The organism is Paenibacillus segetis (assembly GCF_014639155.1).
In the GTDB taxonomy this organism is placed as follows: domain Bacteria; phylum Bacillota; class Bacilli; order Paenibacillales; family Paenibacillaceae; genus Fontibacillus; species Fontibacillus segetis.
The window spans coordinates 2,450,085-2,467,313 of record NZ_BMFT01000001.1 but is presented as its reverse complement, the minus strand read 5'-3'; the positions used below and the strand labels follow the sequence as shown (position 1 = coordinate 2,467,313).

15 protein-coding genes are annotated in these 17,229 nt (G+C 40.5%); 10 read left to right on the top strand and 5 right to left on the bottom strand.

The window, feature by feature from the left end:
* Positions 1–14 precede the first annotated feature (14 nt).
* From IEW05_RS11480 to IEW05_RS11470, 3 genes are read right to left on the bottom strand one after another with little or no spacing between them, the layout of a single operon-like run.
* Positions 15–236, bottom strand: a complete 222-nt coding sequence (locus tag IEW05_RS11480) for a hypothetical protein (protein ID WP_188538799.1) — start codon at positions 234–236, stop codon at positions 15–17.
* A 19-nt stretch (positions 237–255) separates the two neighbouring features.
* On the bottom strand, positions 256–1,443 hold the full coding sequence (locus IEW05_RS11475; RefSeq protein WP_188538797.1) for a Ger(x)C family spore germination protein: 1,188 nt from the start codon (positions 1,441–1,443) through the stop codon (positions 256–258).
* The gene (locus IEW05_RS11470; RefSeq protein ID WP_188538795.1) at positions 1,440–3,050 is read right to left on the bottom strand and encodes a spore germination protein; all 1,611 of its coding nucleotides are present in this window, start codon (positions 3,048–3,050) and stop codon (positions 1,440–1,442) included. Before IEW05_RS11470 ends, IEW05_RS11475 begins: the two co-directional genes overlap by 4 nt.
* A 237-nt stretch (positions 3,051–3,287) precedes the next feature.
* On the opposite strand from IEW05_RS11470, the gene IEW05_RS11465 reads away from it, so the two are divergent.
* From IEW05_RS11465 to IEW05_RS11430, 8 genes are all read left to right on the top strand, one after another.
* A complete protein-coding gene (locus tag IEW05_RS11465) occupies positions 3,288–4,340 on the top strand; it encodes an HD-GYP domain-containing protein (RefSeq protein WP_188538794.1) in 1,053 nt (350 codons plus the stop codon).
* Between the two features lie 124 nt (positions 4,341–4,464).
* Entirely contained in the window at positions 4,465–5,061 is a 597-nt protein-coding gene (locus IEW05_RS11460) for a hypothetical protein (RefSeq protein ID WP_229753344.1), read from the top strand.
* Positions 5,062–5,348: 287 nt separating this feature from the next.
* Complete coding sequence (locus IEW05_RS11455) at positions 5,349–7,220, top strand: assimilatory sulfite reductase (NADPH) flavoprotein subunit (protein WP_188538792.1); 1,872 nt, start codon at positions 5,349–5,351, stop codon at positions 7,218–7,220.
* Between the two features lie 43 nt (positions 7,221–7,263).
* Positions 7,264–8,994 carry an assimilatory sulfite reductase (NADPH) hemoprotein subunit gene (gene cysI, locus IEW05_RS11450; protein ID WP_188538790.1) on the top strand — a complete coding sequence of 577 codons (1,731 nt, stop codon included), beginning with the start codon at positions 7,264–7,266 and terminating at the stop codon, positions 8,992–8,994.
* 343 nt (positions 8,995–9,337) lie between these two features.
* A complete protein-coding gene (locus IEW05_RS11445; RefSeq protein WP_188538788.1) occupies positions 9,338–10,519 on the top strand; it encodes a multidrug effflux MFS transporter in 1,182 nt (393 codons plus the stop codon).
* Between the two features lie 290 nt (positions 10,520–10,809).
* Entirely contained in the window at positions 10,810–11,427 is a 618-nt protein-coding gene (locus tag IEW05_RS11440) for a DNA-3-methyladenine glycosylase family protein (RefSeq protein ID WP_188538786.1), read from the top strand.
* Between the two features lie 16 nt (positions 11,428–11,443).
* Positions 11,444–12,127: a DNA alkylation repair protein gene (locus tag IEW05_RS11435; RefSeq protein WP_188538784.1), complete on the top strand. Its 684-nt coding sequence runs from the start codon at positions 11,444–11,446 to the stop codon at positions 12,125–12,127.
* Between the two features lie 163 nt (positions 12,128–12,290).
* On the top strand, positions 12,291–14,267 hold the full coding sequence (locus tag IEW05_RS11430) for a beta propeller repeat protein (RefSeq protein WP_188538782.1): 1,977 nt from the start codon (positions 12,291–12,293) through the stop codon (positions 14,265–14,267).
* 124 nt (positions 14,268–14,391) lie between these two features.
* Here IEW05_RS11430 and IEW05_RS11425 read toward each other — a convergent pair whose 3' ends face one another.
* Together IEW05_RS11425 and IEW05_RS11420 are read right to left on the bottom strand one after the other, a co-directional pair.
* Complete coding sequence (locus tag IEW05_RS11425; protein WP_188538780.1) at positions 14,392–15,057, bottom strand: cupin domain-containing protein; 666 nt, start codon at positions 15,055–15,057, stop codon at positions 14,392–14,394.
* 166 nt (positions 15,058–15,223) lie between these two features.
* On the bottom strand, positions 15,224–15,619 hold the full coding sequence (locus IEW05_RS11420) for a DUF2871 domain-containing protein (RefSeq protein WP_188538778.1): 396 nt from the start codon (positions 15,617–15,619) through the stop codon (positions 15,224–15,226).
* A 215-nt stretch (positions 15,620–15,834) separates the two neighbouring features.
* On the opposite strand from IEW05_RS11420, the gene IEW05_RS11415 reads away from it, so the two are divergent.
* Together IEW05_RS11415 and IEW05_RS11410 are read left to right on the top strand one after the other, a co-directional pair.
* On the top strand, positions 15,835–16,059 hold the full coding sequence (locus tag IEW05_RS11415) for a hypothetical protein (protein ID WP_188538776.1): 225 nt from the start codon (positions 15,835–15,837) through the stop codon (positions 16,057–16,059).
* Positions 16,060–16,198: 139 nt separating this feature from the next.
* The gene (locus IEW05_RS11410; RefSeq protein ID WP_373285795.1) at positions 16,199–17,206 is read left to right on the top strand and encodes a phosphotransferase enzyme family protein; all 1,008 of its coding nucleotides are present in this window, start codon (positions 16,199–16,201) and stop codon (positions 17,204–17,206) included.
* The last annotated feature ends 23 nt before the right edge of the window (positions 17,207–17,229 follow it).

Genomic DNA, 17,229 nt, shown 5'->3' with positions numbered 1-17,229 from the left:
TCCTCCGCCTCTAGTTATTTCCCGCGCATCCAAGCATGAATCTGTTCAATACAAATATTTAAAATAATCGGTATAGTATAGTTGTATTGGAACGCATACAGTACCTCTAGTAAGATGAAGAAAAACAAAGAAATTCCTTGAACAATGAGTATTGTTCTTTTGTCTTTATTTTGTTTGCGCATTTTGTTCCATTCAAAGAGCATAACTAGAGCAAAGGTCAGGCCAATCATAAACATGATGATCCACCTCCACCGATTAAAATTTGCTCTTATCTTTTATTGACTGAAACGCTCCGCCAGTTCTTAGAAGCTCAATCTCCACGACCACATCGATGGGAAGTTCATTAGCATACAGTTTGCGCCAAGAAGGCTGTAGTCTCTTCCATGTCGCAGGATATTTCCAGTCGAATTTCTCGCCCAGACGAAATACATCGGCTTTTGCTTGTCTAGTCTTGCCTACGGCCTTCTGAATTCGACTTTTCACTTCATTTTCCAACTCCTTCTGTAATAGTTCTATATTCTCTTCATTACTTAAATCGATTTTTGATTCGGAGGATAGCACATAGGCTTCGGCGTTACTTTTGATGGTGAAGGCTGCGCTCTGATCCTCTAGTCTAGGCTTCGTCTTCGTTTTCATCTTCTCCAAAAAGAAGCTAATGATTTTGCCGTCGGTAGGAGATTCGATACTTACTACTGAAGTTTTGATCTGCGAGAGAATCCACAGAGCAGCGCGCATTTCATCGCTATCCATTGTTGGAGAGACCATCTTTCCATTTCTGAAAATAATGGCACCACCACTGCCCATCCATGTTTTGTCCTTTTCATTTTTTAGTCCAGGATCATTTTTAAATACGAGCTCAGGGAGGAGGGCATCTCCCAATTTATATTGGGCAACCAAGAAATCTCTGACCGTTGTATTCAAGGTAACTTCTTCATCGATGTAAGATAAAAGGATGGAAGAGACAAATCGTTCAAAAAGAGTTGGTGCGTTGATGATTTCTAACACCTTACTTTGAGTAACAAATAAATTTGCATTGATGTGAAAGGCAGGTTGTCTTTGCACAAATTCCAGAACAGGGTCGATTCCTTGTTTAGCTAATCCTTTACCAATCACAATGATGTGCGCTTGTCCAAATGCAATTTTACGAGATAAATCACTTTGTATTTTCCGGTAAGCATCACTAAGTGTTATGCCATTCTTCGAAATAAAGGCATAGGGTTCACCTGAAGTCTGGCTTGAACCACCAGATTGTCCGGGTATCATACGGTTAGGGAGTTGAAAGCCAAGTGTTAATTGAGTTTCCCCATTATCCGTTGTATCGACCAGCATAATATTCACAAACGCACGGCTATTAATTTCAAGTGAAGACCAACAGCCAGTGAGGAGAAGGAATAGTGTCAGGGTAAGACCTAACATCATAGAGCGGAAGTATCTTGATTTCATTCATTCTCCTCCTTATCTGTCGCCCAAGCGCGAGAATTATTCCCTTGTCTTCGTATATTGCTGGTGATTAATGGAGGTCTAGTTTTTATGGCCCACCAAGGTGGACGATATACGGTATCTGCTAGTCCTTGCTTATTAAAGGGTACGATTGGAGATAAATAAGGAACCCCGAACGATTTGAGGTTAATTAAGTGAATATAGAAAATAATTAGACAGCAGGCTATGCCGAAAAGACCAAATATCGAAGCAAATATCATGATTGGAAAACGAAGTAAGCGGAAAGAAAGCCCCAACGCGAAATTAGGGATAATAAAGGAAGCAATACCGGTTACTGAGACAATAATAACCATTGCAGCCGAGACAATACCTGCTTGAACTGCTGCAGTTCCTATAATAAGGGCTCCAATAATCGAAACAGCTTGTCCGATTGACTTAGGGATGCGGATCGAAGCTTCCCTGAGAGCCTCAAAGGAAATTTCCATAATTAATGCTTCCAAGATAGCTGGAAAAGGAACAATCTCACGAGAAACAGTGATCGTAGTGAGCAGTTTTGACGGAATCATCTCTGGATGGAACGTGGTCACAGCAATGTAGATTGAAGGTAAAAGTAGTGAGATGAACAGAAAAATATATCTTATCCAGCGAATCCAGCTTGAAGCAATAAAACGCTGGTAATAATCCTCAGATGCTTGCATAAGCATGGTCAAGGTAACGGGGGCAATGAGTGCACTGGGCGTTCCATCAACGAGTATCCCGATGCGACCTTCAAGCAGTGAAGCATTAACGGCATCCGCTCTCTCTGTGTATAGCAACTGCGGAAAGGGAGAAAATGGGGTGTCTTCGATTGTTTCTTCTACAAAAGAGGAGCTTATGACGCCGTCAATATCGATAAAAGACAACCGTCGCTTAACTTCATTAACTAGATCTGGTTGACAAATCCCCTCAATATAGAGAATCGCGATTTTGGTATGAGTTACTCTTCCAACCTGTATAATCTCTGATTTGAAATCACTACTTCTTATTCTCCTACGAATCAATGTAATATTTACATCGAGGTTTTCATTGAATCCTTCTCTGGGACCACGAATAGCTGCTTCGTTTGGTGGTTCCTCAATCGATCTTTTATCATAAGATGCTGCTGGATACAGCATCATTCGCGTATCCCCGTCTACTAGGAGTAATACACTCGCATTCATCACACCGTCCACCCCATGATTGGGATCGTAGATCAACTTATTCTGGGAGACGGTGACGGATTCATCGTCAAATATATATTGAGCGAAATCACTAGGGTCCTCAGGTGCATAATTAAGCAGCGTGTTCAAAATAGATTCAGAAATGGTCTTTTGATCTGTCATACCATCTAAATAAATGAGAGCGCACTTTTTCCCTGACCTTAAATTAAATCTTCGATATACAACATCAGAACAATTCTTGAACTTGTCCTCATACCAATGAAGACGATCTTCCAAAGAGTTACCTTTAGGGAAAGAAGGGTCAACTTGATAGGTCGAAGGGTCTGATTTTTGAGAAGATGCTGTTGAATTTTCTTTTTTGGAACGTTTATTTGAACGTTTATTAGGTTCTTTTCTTCTCCACCATGACATGATGTAGTCCTCCTTCCCATTAAGCTAGGTTTCCAATATTAAGATGAGCGGATAACGTGAAGAATATTCTTCGTTATAGAACATTAGTCACGAATAGCATGTAGCATTCGTGTCATTTGAATCATTTCCTATATGTAAATAAGGGTGTTTAGAACTATTAATATTATGTAATTATGATTCGATATTAATAGGTATAGAAGTATTTACGGATTAATTATTAGGAGGGGGCTGTATAACTTGAGAACCCATATCATGGATCTTATACAAGGTGATCGTCTTAAGTCAGACGCATTTAATAAAGTGGGCCTACACGTTCTTCCCAAGGGAACAACGATTCGAAGTGAAGAAATTGCTTTGTTGATTCGGCAAAATATTAACTATGTTGATATCGAGATTCGAGAGGGCGAGGAGTTAACTAAACCTGCGGACAAGGTTGATTTTAGTCAACGACTAAGAGAAAATTTTGATCTGACGATACAAGGGTATCAGTCTATTTTTTTAGAGGCATTAACTACGGGAAAATTTAATCAGTCGATGGTTGACGATAAACTTAAACCCTTCTTGGAAACGATAGATGATCGTAAAGATGTCGTATCACTCCTACTGACATTAGGGCGTGACGACGTTAACATATATAACCACTCTCTACAAGTGGGATTACTATCTTATTACATAGCAACATGGCTTGGTTATTCTAAGGAAGAGGTCTACAACATAAGTAAAGCGGGATATTTGCATGATATCGGCAAAAGTCAGATTTCCCAATCGATTCGTAATCGGGCTGGCCAATTAGTGGATGAAGAGTTAGAGGAAATGAAACGGCATACTAAATATGGATATGATATTATTCGAAGTTCCATGGTTGATGATGAAACGACTGCCCTGGTAGCGCTACAGCATCATGAATATGAGGACAGGTCAGGGTATCCACTCGGAATTGGGAAGAATGAAATCCATCCTTACGCAGAAATTGTTGCCGTTGCTAATGTTTACGTGGATTTGACTTCATCAAGCGAAGGACATTCTAAACAAAGTCTGATCACTGTGCTCCGTGAGGTATACGGACTTGGATTCGGTAAGTTGAACGAAAGACCTGTTCAAGCTTTAATTCATAATCTGTTGCCGAACTTTATTGGGAAGAATGTACTACTCAGTAATGGAGAAATGGGCACCATTGTATTTAATCATCCGACGGACTTTTTCAAGCCGCTGGTTAAGGTGGATGATTTCTTCCGAGACCTGTCGAGAGAAAGGGATATTGTGATCGAAGAAATTTTGTTAGAAGCATAATATGGGTACGAAAGTGGCAGTCTACAAGTAGGCTGTCATTTTTGTTTGCATTGACCGCGATAGAGATTCTTATCACGGTGTAAAATAGGTCTAGTCATCATGAAGAACTTAAGGAGGAATTGTTGTGAAAAAGTCTTTGGGATATGTATTGGTTATAGCTATGGGGTTATCATTGCTAGCGGGGTGCAGTAATAAGGAACCAGCGGCAGAAAATCAAGTGCCAGAAAATCAAGTAGCAGAAAACCAAACACCTGAGAATCAAGCACCAGAAAATCAAACACCCGAGAATCAAGCACCTGATGTCGTAACTACTGCATCCATAGTTAACAGTGAAGCAGACTTTCTAAAGGCGATTAGTAAAGATGGAACATGGATAATAGCCACACTAAATGATCTGACCATTGATAAAGATCTAGTATTAGAAGGTGAATTTAAAAATAAAGATGTTATTGCACGGAAAATAGCGCTGTACACTCAAGATGAAAATCGAAATAAAACAGCTAGATATACTTTGAAAGCTCCTAAATTAACGATAAAAAGTGAAAATGCCAGCTTTGTTGGTGGGAACTTTATAGGCGATATATATGTTGAAGCAAATGGGTTCACTGTGGATGACGCAAAAATTGAAGGAAACGTTTATTTTGCCAATGAAGAGTACAAATCTTCGTATAAGACAGCAAATAATGGTTCCGTTACAGGAAAGACAGAGGTTAAAAAATAAAGCTTAAAATTTAAAGAGGTGCTTGGAAGTTTAACTTCCAAGTACTTTTTTTATTTATTTTTATATAATCCGGTTATCACTTTTTCTAATAGAAATAATCATTTTAATTAATAAAGCTTATAAATCATAGCAATTTACCCTGAATTATAATATTATTATGTAAAAAATGTAATTAAATAGAATAAAATACATATGAAGTATGAAATCTGATCGTTGTTCGATTGCTCATGTTGTGTTAGTTTGATATTCATAAGGAAATTTATTGTAATTTTGAGAGGTGGATTTTGTTGGTACTTCAAGTAACGAACAGTCCCTTTAATCTGGAGCAAGCCGACCTTTTAAATCGTCTTCTACCATCATTAACGGAAGCACAGCAAATTTGGCTTTGTGGATATTTATCTGCTATGAGTAGTACAAACGTATTAGCTGAAAATCGTCCTGCTGATCTCCAAACTACTTCTGCAATAGTCGCAGGTGTGGAGGAATCTAACACGGCAAATAGTCAGTCTGGGGGTTCAAGAGAAGTTACAATTCTCTTTGGTTCTCAAACGGGCAATTGTCAGAGATTAGCCGGTAGTTTATCACGTAAGTTAGAAGAGCATGGATTCCAAGTAACACTAGCGGCTATGAATAAATTCAAGCCTAATAACTTGAAGAAGGTCGAAAATTTACTTATCTTGGCGAGTACCCATGGAGAAGGGGAACCGCCGGATAATGCTCGGTCTTTCTATGAATTTCTGAATAGTAAGCGTGCACCGCAATTAGATCAATTGTGGTTCTCAGTACTATCACTTGGAGATACCTCTTATGAATTTTTCTGTCAGACAGGTAAGGACTTTGATCGGAGACTTGAAGAGCTTGGTGGTCAACGATTAAGTCCACGTGTTGACTGTGATTTGGATTATGACGAGCCGGCTGGAGAGTGGATCGAGGCTGTATTAAACTCGTTAAATGCACGTATTCATGTCTCGGTTTCGGCAGCAGGAGGATCCACAGGAGCTAGCATATCCCAAACAACATTGGAACAGTCGGCTTATTCTCGTACGAATCCTTTTCAGGCTGAGGTACTTGCAAATATTAATCTAAATGGACGTGGATCCGATCGAGAAACTCGTCATCTAGAGTTGTCTCTCGAAGGTTCGAATTTGCAATTTGAACCTGGTGATTGCTTAGGAATCTATCCGGAGAATTCTCCTGAATTAGTAGATTCACTAATTGAAGCTATGGGATGGAAGTCTGATGAATTGGTACCTGTGAACAAGCAGGGTGAAGAACGTTCTTTGCGTGATGCTTTATTACGCCATTATGAAATTACTGTATTGACGAAACCTCTTATTGTTCAGGCTGCACAACTCTCATCTAATGAGGGGCTTCAAGCATTGTTAACTACGGGACGGGAACAGGAATTGAAAAGTTACTTGAATGGACGCGATTTACTCGATCTGGTTACTGAATTCGCTCCATGGCGAGGATCTGCCCGTGACTTTATAGCCATATTACGGAAGCTACCTGCTCGTTTATATTCTATTGCGAGCAGCTTCAAAGCCAATCCGGATGAAGTGCATCTTACAATTAGAGCGGTACGTTATGAAGCTCATGGTCGTGAGCGTAGTGGAGTCTGCTCAGTACATTGCTCAGAACGCGTGGAGCCAGGTGATTCGCTCTCAATCTATATCCAGCACAACCCCAATTTCAAGCTCCCTGCAAATCCAGATACACCAATTATTATGATTGGACCGGGTACAGGAGTTGCTCCATTCCGAGCATTCCTAGAGGAACGTGAGGAGCTTGGTGCTGAAGGGAAGACGTGGTTGTTCTATGGTGATCGGCATTTTGTAACTGATTTCTTGTATCAGACAGACTGGCAACGGATGCTAAAAGACGGTGTACTAAATCGACTGGATGTAGCGTTCTCTCGAGATACAGAAGAAAAAGTATACGTACAGCATCGGATGTTGGAGAGAGGCCGCGAACTCTATGAGTGGTTGCAAGAAGGAGCACATGTGTATATTTGTGGCGATGAGAAGCACATGGCCCATGATGTTCAATCTGCTCTAGTAACCATTCTCGAGAATGAGGGTGGCTTGAGCCATGACGATGCAGTAGCTTATCTTGCGGAAATGGGAGAACAACAACGTTTCCAACGTGACGTATATTAAATTTGTATAATGCTAGAGTGAGTGCGAGGGGAGAATAGTAATCATGGCGAAAGAGCAGATTCAAAGCGTGAAGCCTATAGGTGGACCACCGAGCGACGTTGAACATATTAAGAGCGAAAGTAATTACTTGCGGGGAGCACTTGTTGAAACCATCGGAAACCCGATAACGGGTGGTTTGCCTGAAGATGATAATCGATTATTAAAATTCCACGGGAGCTATATGCAGGATGACCGGGATTTGCGTAACGAACGTGAGCGCTCAAAGTTAGAACCTGCATACCAGTTCATGATTCGTGTCGTTGCACCTGGTGGGGTTGTGACACCAACGCAGTGGCTTGATCTAGATGGTCTTGCTCAGAAGTATGGTAATCATACAATGCGTATTACGACAAGACAGGCATTTCAAATGCACGGTATATTGAAGTGGAATTTAAAGAAGACAATAAAAGGGATCAATGATACTTTGATGACTACACTCGCTGCCTGTGGTGATGTGAATCGTAATGTCATGAGTAATCCTAACCCATATCAATCGGAAATTCATGCAGAGGTGTACGAATGGGCCCAGCGTGTGAGCGACCATCTAGCTCCTAGAACCCCTGCGTACCATGAAATCTGGCTCGATGGTGAGAAGGTTGTAGACAGCCTGGATAACGTAGAAGAAGTGGAGCCAATCTATGGTCCGGTGTACCTACCACGTAAATTCAAAATTGGAATGGCAGTACCGCCATCTAATGATGTAGATGTCTATTCCCAGGATCTCGGTTTCATTGCGATCATCGAAAATGGGAAGCTTGCTGGATTTAATATTACAGCAGGTGGCGGTATGGGAATGACTCATGGAGATACGGCGACATATCCTCAGCTAGGTAGGATTATCGGCTTCTGTAGACCAGAGCAACTGATTGATGTAGCGGAGAAGACCGTTACGATCCAGCGGGATTACGGGAACCGTTCGGTTCGTAAGAATGCTAGGTTTAAATATACCATTGATCGACATGGGATCGAGTGGTTCATCAGTGAACTTCATAACAGACTGGGCTGGGAGCTTGAAGAAGCACGTCCGTTTCATTTCGAACATAATGGTGATCGGTATGGTTGGGTGAAAGGTAGTAACGGCAAATGGAATCTGACCCTCTTTATCCAAAGTGGTCGAATTCACGATGAGGGTGACTATCAATTGATGACGGGTCTGCGGGAAATTGCGAAGATCCATACGGGCGATTTCCGGCTTACGCCAAATCAGAATCTGGTTATAGCCAACGTTAGTGGCCAGAAAAAACGTAAAGTGGTAGAGCTGATTGCACAATATGGTCTTACGGATGGTGCCCATCATTCCGCCTTACGCAGAAGTTCCTTGTCCTGTGTTGCCTTGCCAACCTGTGGACTCGCGATGGCTGAAGCCGAGCGTTACTTGCCTTCCTTACTCGATAAACTCGAACCTATCTTGGATCAAGCGGGACTTCGAGACGACGAGATTGTTATTCGTATGACAGGTTGCCCTAACGGTTGCGCAAGACCAGCATTAGGTGAGATATCGTTTATCGGCAAGTCAGCCGGTAAGTATAATATGTATATGGGTGCTGGATTTGTCGGAGATCGACTAAATAAGCTATACCGTGAAAATATTGGAGAGCAAGAGATCTTGGAAATATTGGAACCAATTATTCACCGTTATGCGAAAGAACGAGAGCAAGCTGAGCATTTTGGCGATTTTGTTATCCGTACTGGATATGTAAAAGCAGTGACTTCAGGATTGAATTTTCATGACTGAACCCATTCATTAATGCTAGTTAAACAAAGATCAGAGGTGTGTGCTCTGGTCTTTGTTTTATTTTATAAGCAATCTACTTTTTCTGGGATAAAATTTGACCTGTCTCTGAGTATCATGTTAATGTTGGAACAGCTTCGTCTTCATGACGAGACGAGACTTTTCAATGACTGTTAATCACGATTAATGGTCATTTAAGTAAACCCTCCTACTATTAACACTTGAAAGGTTATCTTAACCATGATGATATTTAGTCGTATCGCGATCATGATGCCCCCGTTTCCCTAGCTAGGCTCAGAGGTTATTTTTGTTCTGAGATCTACGCTTGTAGGAGGGCGAATATATAATGAAAAAACATGTAGCACCATCTTTACTTTTAATGATTGTTCTTGTGGCTTTTCCACAAATTAGCGAGACTATCTATACACCGTCATTACCCGATATTTCTGCAGCGCTGGGTATTTCCAATAGCTCCGTACAGTTAACGCTAAGTATTTACTTTATCGGATTTGCATTGGGCGTTTTCTTTTGGGGGTGGCTATCTGATTTTATTGGACGGAGGCCTGCAATGTTAGGTGGTCTCATCGTCTACGGGATTGGAAGCTTAATGTGTTGTTACGCTGAATCCATTAGCTTACTTCTTGTCAGCCGCTTCATTCAAGCATTTGGAGCAGCAACAGGATCGATAATTACCCAAACGATTCTCCGGGAAAGTGTATCTGGCAATAAACGACATGCTATGTTTGCTCAAATATCCGCTGTCATAGCTTTTACACCCGCAGTAGGGCCACTTATTGGTGGATGGGTTGACCAGGCTCTGGGCTTTAGAGCTGTTTTCTTTACACTTGTGGTGATGAGTGTCTTGTTGTTTATGTATGCCTTTCTAAAACTGCCGGAAACAACAGATGTTTCAGTTAGGAAAAAGGTTGCTATTCTACCTATAATGAAAAAAATGGTGTTATTACCACGTGTACTGGTGTTCGGGTTACTCATCGGTGGTATAAATGGGGTCTTATTCAGTTACTATGCTGAAGCTCCGTTTATTTTCATTGACCATTTTCAACTATCTCCAGGAATCTATGGCTTTCTAGGCATCATTGTGGCCTTAGCTGCGATAATTGGCGCCATGATTTCAAAAAGATTATTGACGGTTTATACGCCAGAAAAAATTATTCATATCGGTTGCCTGGTGATGACGATTGGGGCTTTACTCTTAGCTGTTGCAAGTACGCTTGAAACGTTACCCCATATGATAGTTATCATTTGTATTCTAATAACTATGTTTGTCGTGTTAATGGGTGCAGGCATGGCTTTACCTAACTGTCTAAGTCTCGCCCTTGTTCCTTTTCAAGCAGATGTTGGAACAGCAGGCGCGATATTTAGCTTGGGATATTACCTGCTAGTTAGCCTAACGACATGGGGAATGAGCTTTCTTCATAATGATTCATTAGTGACGATGCCTATCTATTTCTTCAGTATAAGTGGCGTCATGTGGTTACTGGGTAGAAAGTTCATTAAAAGCGAATAACTTATTTAGAGAAACAATTGTTTGGAAAGATGTATTTTCACTTGTGCTTACAAAGGAGTATAAAACGGGGCTCTTCCTTGTGTGATGCACCTTAGATGCATCATCGTTTGATAAAAAATGGCAGTCTAGGACTATGTTTTAAGTTCTGGACTGCTATTTTTAATAAATTGATTTGTTGTATGTATTTCGTTATCTTGTGCTCTTATTCGATTATCCGTACAATTTATGCTCGATAAGGTATAGTAATAATACTTTTGATTATCATTAAGAATCTGAGGAGGAAATGCCGCATGCCAATCGTTCAAACCAAGCATTACGAATATGGGCAACAAGAGTTAGATTACTTGCAGACCGTTGATGAAGCACTTGGCGCTGCAATATCACGGCTTGGGAAGCTGGAACGTGTCATTATTCCTGATCTGTTCACAGCACTTGTGTATGCGATTGTTGGACAGCTTATTTCAGTAAAAGCCGTTCAGACAATTTGGGGTAGAATGCTGGAACGGTTTGGCGAAATCTCCCCACAGAACCTGGCCATACAATCTGCTGATGATATTCAAGGATGCGGCATGACCATGAAGAAAGCGGTGTGTATTCATCAGATTGCTGTAACCATTGCACAAGGTGATTTTCAATTAGATGACCTTTATGACTTATCAGATACAGAGGTCATTAAGAAGTTAATGACATTACATGGTGTAGGTAAATGGACGGCAGAGATGATGTTGATCAATTCAATGGAACGTCCGGATGTCGTTAGTTGGGGTGACATTGCTATACGACGTGGGATGATGAAGCTATATGGATTGAGTTCATTGACCAAAGAGCAATTCGATCAATATCGGCTGAGATATTCACCATTTGGTTCCGTTGCTTCGATCTATTTATGGGAGATTTCATTTGAATGAGTAAGGAGTAACGAGAGTGGAACAAACAATAAGAGAACTGATCATGGAATTAGCAGAAGAGGATTATCAGAAATTTTCAGCGTCACTTATTCCTAATATAAATAATGTATTGGGTGTTCGGATCCCATTACTGCGCAACCTAGCAAAACAAATTGTAAAGGGAGATTGGCGGACTTATCTTGAACATGCGGATCAAGACTATTTTGAGGAAGTCATGCTGCAAGGAATCGTTATTGGTTATATCAAAGCAGATATTGAAGAAATCCTGCAATATGTACGTGACTTTGTTCCTAAAATAGATAATTGGTCGGTATGTGATAGTTTTTGTGTAGGGCTAAAATTCGTGAAGACAAATAGGGCAAGAGTCTGGGATTTTCTACAACCTTATCTCATGTCGGGTAAAGAATACGAAATTCGTTTTGGTGTGGTTATGCTGCTTGATTATTACATTGATGAAGAATACATCGAGAGGGTATTACAGTGTTTGGATAGGATCAATCATGAGGGCTATTATGTCAAAATGGCGGTTGCCTGGGCGGTATCTATCTGTTATGTAAAGTTGCCCGAACCAACCATGACTTTCTTAAAAGGAAACAGTCTAGACGATTTCACTTATAATAAAGCCTTGCAGAAAATAACAGAGTCTTACCGTGTGGATCAGGAAACGAAAACAATCATTCGCAGCATGAAACGAAAATAAGCGGTAGAGGAGCATCTCCTCTGCCGTCTGTTTTTAAATAAGATGGTAGTCACCTATATAGATCTGATGTACATTAAGGATGTTGGAATTATTGTAAATTTATCTCAGTCTAGTGTGGAGGGATACTAATTTTCAACAATCTTATACATACGGAGGAATGGCAATGGGCAACAAATGTAGACATATTCTAATTCGTTTGGGGATTCTTTCAATTTGTATGGTTCTATTAACAACATGCTTCCCAAGCGGTAAGACGGTTGATGCCGCTGCATCAAGCTGGAAGTGGACGCAACAGACAGGGAAGGTAAACTCTGAACTTCATGACATTATAGCTTTAGATAGCGGCGTGAAACTGGCAGTTGGTGATGATGCTACCATTCAACGTAGTGAAAGTCCAGGTTCATGGAATATAGTTCCCTCTCCGGGGAAAGGGAATATAAATACGGCTACTTCCAATGGAACGCTTGCGATCATTGGAGATGATCAAGGAACGATAGCGAGTACTAAGGATGGTTTGACTTGGACAAAGGGGAGCATTAAAGGAACCCTGCTATTGAGTGAATATAACGACTATTACAAGAGTAAAGCAGTGGGTAAGCAAAAGTTAACCCAAAAGAATATCGAATGGTTGGATGTTATGTGGGACGGTAAACAGTTCATCGCGACCGCATGTGCCAAATGGCAAGGAGAATTTACATATGAGCAACCCCTTGTCGCCGTTTCAACCCAGGGGACAGAATGGGAGATTAGACCACTCAAATCTACTACATATATAAATCTATTTGAGGCTCCAATTACCGTGGTTAAATTTCAAAATAAATGGTTAGCGGTAGCGGCAGAAGGTGTTTTTGAATCCAAGGACTTAAAGAAATGGACTTTTTATGAAACCAAATTTGATGGAGATATAAATGATGCTACTACCAATGGCACGACCATGGTAACAGTCGGTTATAATGGGAAAACAAGCTCGGGGACAGTCTATATTTCCAATGACGGAATAAAGTACAAAAAAGTAAGTAGCCCGTTATTTGATAATAATACTTCCATTGAGGGTATCATGTGGGATGGCGAAGAATTTATTGCTGTTGGTGATTATGGTACGATCTACCACTCCGCGGATGGTAATAAGTGGACCATGGAACCAGAGCAAGAAGGAGGAGTATATAGGCATCCTCTCTTTTATATAAAATACATGGGACTCAAAAGCAAAGTGAACCGGATTTCCAAGATGGGTGACACTTACTTAGCGGTAGGAAACTTGGGAACCATCCGTTCTATAAATGACTCGGACGAAATGTGGAAGGTTGAAACGTCAGGCAGTCTGAATGATTTGTATGCGATAGATTATTCTAACGGGAAATATGTCATAACCGGAGAGGGTACCTTTAGGACATCCTCAAATGGTGATGAATGGAATGCGATTGACGACGAGCGAGTTAATGAAGGCAGTTCGTTCTTCGAACAAACTGCTGGATCGGGATTGTTCTTATTTTCTTGCATGCAGAGAGCCCGAGGTAATGTAACGGTACCTCAGTATTTATATCGAGATGGAGAACTCATAAATATAGATTCTTATATTCCGGAGAGGTTTAACGACGTGGCTGTTATTGGCGGAGAAATGCGGGTTTATGGCAGTACATCAACAGCTACAAGTATGGATGGAATAACGTGGAAGAAAATGTCGGGTGTTCAAGCCGTTCCGGTTGCTAGAAATGGAAAATTATGGATTGGATTCAAAGATGATGGCTATTATACATCAAAGGATGCTTTACTCTGGAAAAAAACAAAAACGACCCTAGATGGTAGCACCAATTGGCCGGATTTCATGGTAAAGAAGGCAGTCTGGACGGGGAAGAAGTTTGTTGGTATTCAAAACGGCGAATTGATTGAATCGGTAGATGGCATTACATGGATTACGAAAATGAGAGTAAAATATTCTTATTTCACTGACCTTGCGGTTAGTAGTAACGGAGTAATTGCCACTGTCGGAAGTAAAGGAATGATCTACTTTTGTGAAGACGGTAAAACGTGGACCAAGATAGCATCACCTACATTGAAAGACTTGACAGATATCACATGGGATGGCAAACGGTTCCTGGCAGTGGGGTATAATGGTGTAATTGTCATTGGTCAGCAGTAGTCGCTAGAATCAAAACATTACAAGCTATAATTAACACCGTAGCTGCGGACCTTGAATTCGTAAAATCACTTCGTCCGCAGCTCATGGGTGTGTGTCTTAATGCAATCTTACCGTAAAGTTATCTCTACACCTCGTTATTATCCAAATACCTCCAGCCATTACCTATGAAAGGCTGGTTACCATACGCACGATTGAGATGTGGCTGATTCGAATGGGGTGTTGAATTTTCACTCACTTTGCTTTGGACTTGACCTGTCTTGCAATCGTTAGGAGGTCCGATGACAACCGTATTTGTAATCGGGGCGAACGTGTTTTTTACTTTTGCTTCATCGAGGCAGTAGGTATGGGCGAACACACTTGCCGGCGTTAATCTCAGCAGGTCAGAACCCCCGATGAATTCAGGAACAGGTGCATCGAAAATAGCTAATAAATGTGTGTTATCAACTGATGCAATTTCATAATGCCACCAACCCTGAGGTACATTAGCTACTTGACCCGGCTGAATTGAATAATTGAGCAGTTTTTTGGTAAATGGATTAATGATCGAGACGACAGCTGCACCTGAAATACAGAATACTAATTCAGTTGCATTTTGATGAGTATGGGGTTCAATTACATTATCTGTACTGAGGTAAATGTCGAGTAGGGACACATTCCCTAATGTGTTGAGCTGATTGATGGACAGAAAATTAATATAGTTCTGATCATCTTTTTTGAAGAATGAGTTGTTATTTACATCATAAGTAAACTGTACATTTGGAGAAGTAAAGTCCATATAAGAAACCGCCATTTTATTACCGACCCTTCATTTAGTATAGGCTTAGGCATATGCCTTGTGGGATATCTTATGTGAATTGTCAAATGAAAGTGCGCAGTTCTCATATTGAATGAGCTGAGTGCAGAACAAAGAGACGCTGGAGTATTCTCATTCTCCAACGTCCCTACACGAGCGCAATTTATTTAATTCTTTTACCAAGTAGAACCAGCATCCAAATGATACTTCCACCTAGAATCGCATGACCTAGTCCGGCGATATGTGGCAAGAAGCTGATATCATCACCGTTCATTTGCAGCATACCACGAGTTGTCATAGCGCCAATTGTGATCAATAAACCGATGTTATAGACAATGTACATGGCTCCAAATGATTTCGCTTCATGGATATTAAATAACTTACTTAGAATTAGCAAAAGAATGAAGAAGATGAATCCAAGCACTAGAATGTGGGTGTGAAGTGCAACTAATACCGTGTCTCCACTGAAATCATTGTATTTTGTAATTTCACGGTAAAAAACTCCAGCCAACAAACCAAGTACGGCATAGAAAAACGAAGTATAATATAATTTCTTCATACATAATGTCTCCTCTATGGTAATTTTTAATTACTTATTGTTAATCCAAGTATAGCTGAGAAATAAGAACGCAATATGAACAAAATATTACAAAGTGAATATTATCACAAAATAATAATGAATTAAAGTATGCAGAAAGTATTGCTATTTCTCATTTTATTTTTATATTATAGTATTACATGTATTTTCCATAACATTTTCATAGGAGGGGCAATTTGAACAAGAAGAATAACACAATGGCTTTGGTAGGTTTTATCTTAGGACTTGTATCCTTGCTGATTAATTTTTGGGGGTTAGTTGGAATTGTTGCTTGTGTATTTAGTGGTGTAGGGTTAGGAACATTTAATGCTGAGTTAGAAAAGAACAGATGGATGGCCATTGTAGGTCTTATTCTTGGCATTTTTAGCATTTTATACGGGGTCATTAGTCTCTTAGCTTAAATAGATTGGAATCAAATATACATACATAGCGATCCGCCTTGCAAAAGCATGGCGGATTCTTTTATTGTTTTAAACGCATGACATAACAGGAATAAGTAGTTAATCTATACTAGAAAGGAATGAGGTAATGATTGAAGCCATGCTGAGACGATATTGGCCTAAGTGGAATGGAACGATGCAAGAGCGCACTGGTGGATGGAACAATTCGACATATTTTATTTACAATGAGGAACGTAGCTCCGTGCTACGCATATATAATACACATAGTGATCATGAAAAAGTAGAATTTGAGCACACTGTGCTAGAATCACTTCAGCAAGCACAGCTGAATTACAGAATTCCTGTTCCTATCAAGACAGAAACGGGCGAGACGATTGTACAACTTCAGGATGGTAGTGGGAAATATGCCTGCTTGTTCGAGTATATCGAAGGAACGTCTCCGGTAGAGGGATGTTACCCGATTGCCTATTCTTTAGGTGAAGCAGCGGGCGAACTGTCATCAGTACTTGCCAAGATCGTTCCTAAGGTAGCTCCTGTTTATAGACCGTATTATGAATTACTGCAAGCGTATCCGAATTGTAATCCGGAGTATGTGCTGGATTTTTGCGAACAACCAGCTAAAGAGTTTGGTGATTTATATGAGGAGTTACAAATAATAAGGGCTGCTTATGAAGATATCTGTCATTCGCTAGCTGGTATTGAGAAATTACCTAAGCAGCTGGTACACGGTGATCTTAACGTATCTAACCTGCTGGTAGATTTGGAACATACAAGCGAAGTAACGGCGCTGCTCGACTTTGAATTTTGCACGATAGATGTTAGGGCGATGGAGGCAGCTGTTATCATTACCGGCTTACTTGGTCATGATGAGGAAATAGAGATAGTTCGTAGGTTTTGTATTGCTTATGCTACCAAGACTCGTCTATCTTCGGAAGAAGTTGCTGCGATTCCGCACCTTATGATTCTTCGATTAGTGGATGTGTTTCTTCATTTTATGAGCCGTTTTCTAAATGGAACTGATGAATTTAATGTGTTACGACAACAGGTGCAAATGCTAGCGGCTGACCTTAAAAAATTAGAATATAGTAAAAGTTGGATGAACGAAGAATTAAGTAAGCTTATGGGCGAAGCTTGTCTGAGTGAATAATTATAAGCCCAGGAGGAGAACTG

Excerpts from the sequence above, each read along its gene's own strand:
- IEW05_RS11425 (WP_188538780.1), bottom strand. The coding sequence starts at position 15,057 with ATGGCGGTTTCTTATATGGACTTTACTTCTCCAAATGTACAGTTTACT.
- IEW05_RS11470 (WP_188538795.1), bottom strand. The coding sequence starts at position 3,050 with ATGTCATGGTGGAGAAGAAAAGAACCTAATAAACGTTCAAATAAACGT.
- IEW05_RS11445 (WP_188538788.1), top strand. The coding sequence starts at position 9,338 with ATGAAAAAACATGTAGCACCATCTTTACTTTTAATGATTGTTCTTGTG.
- IEW05_RS11410 (WP_373285795.1), top strand. The coding sequence starts at position 16,199 with ATGCTGAGACGATATTGGCCTAAGTGGAATGGAACGATGCAAGAGCGC.
- IEW05_RS11475 (WP_188538797.1), bottom strand. The coding sequence starts at position 1,443 with ATGAAATCAAGATACTTCCGCTCTATGATGTTAGGTCTTACCCTGACA.
- IEW05_RS11420 (WP_188538778.1), bottom strand. The coding sequence starts at position 15,619 with ATGAAGAAATTATATTATACTTCGTTTTTCTATGCCGTACTTGGTTTG.
- IEW05_RS11430 (WP_188538782.1), top strand. The coding sequence starts at position 12,291 with ATGGGCAACAAATGTAGACATATTCTAATTCGTTTGGGGATTCTTTCA.
- IEW05_RS11480 (WP_188538799.1), bottom strand. The coding sequence starts at position 236 with ATGTTTATGATTGGCCTGACCTTTGCTCTAGTTATGCTCTTTGAATGG.
- cysI (WP_188538790.1), top strand. The coding sequence starts at position 7,264 with ATGGCGAAAGAGCAGATTCAAAGCGTGAAGCCTATAGGTGGACCACCG.
- IEW05_RS11440 (WP_188538786.1), top strand. The coding sequence starts at position 10,810 with ATGCCAATCGTTCAAACCAAGCATTACGAATATGGGCAACAAGAGTTA.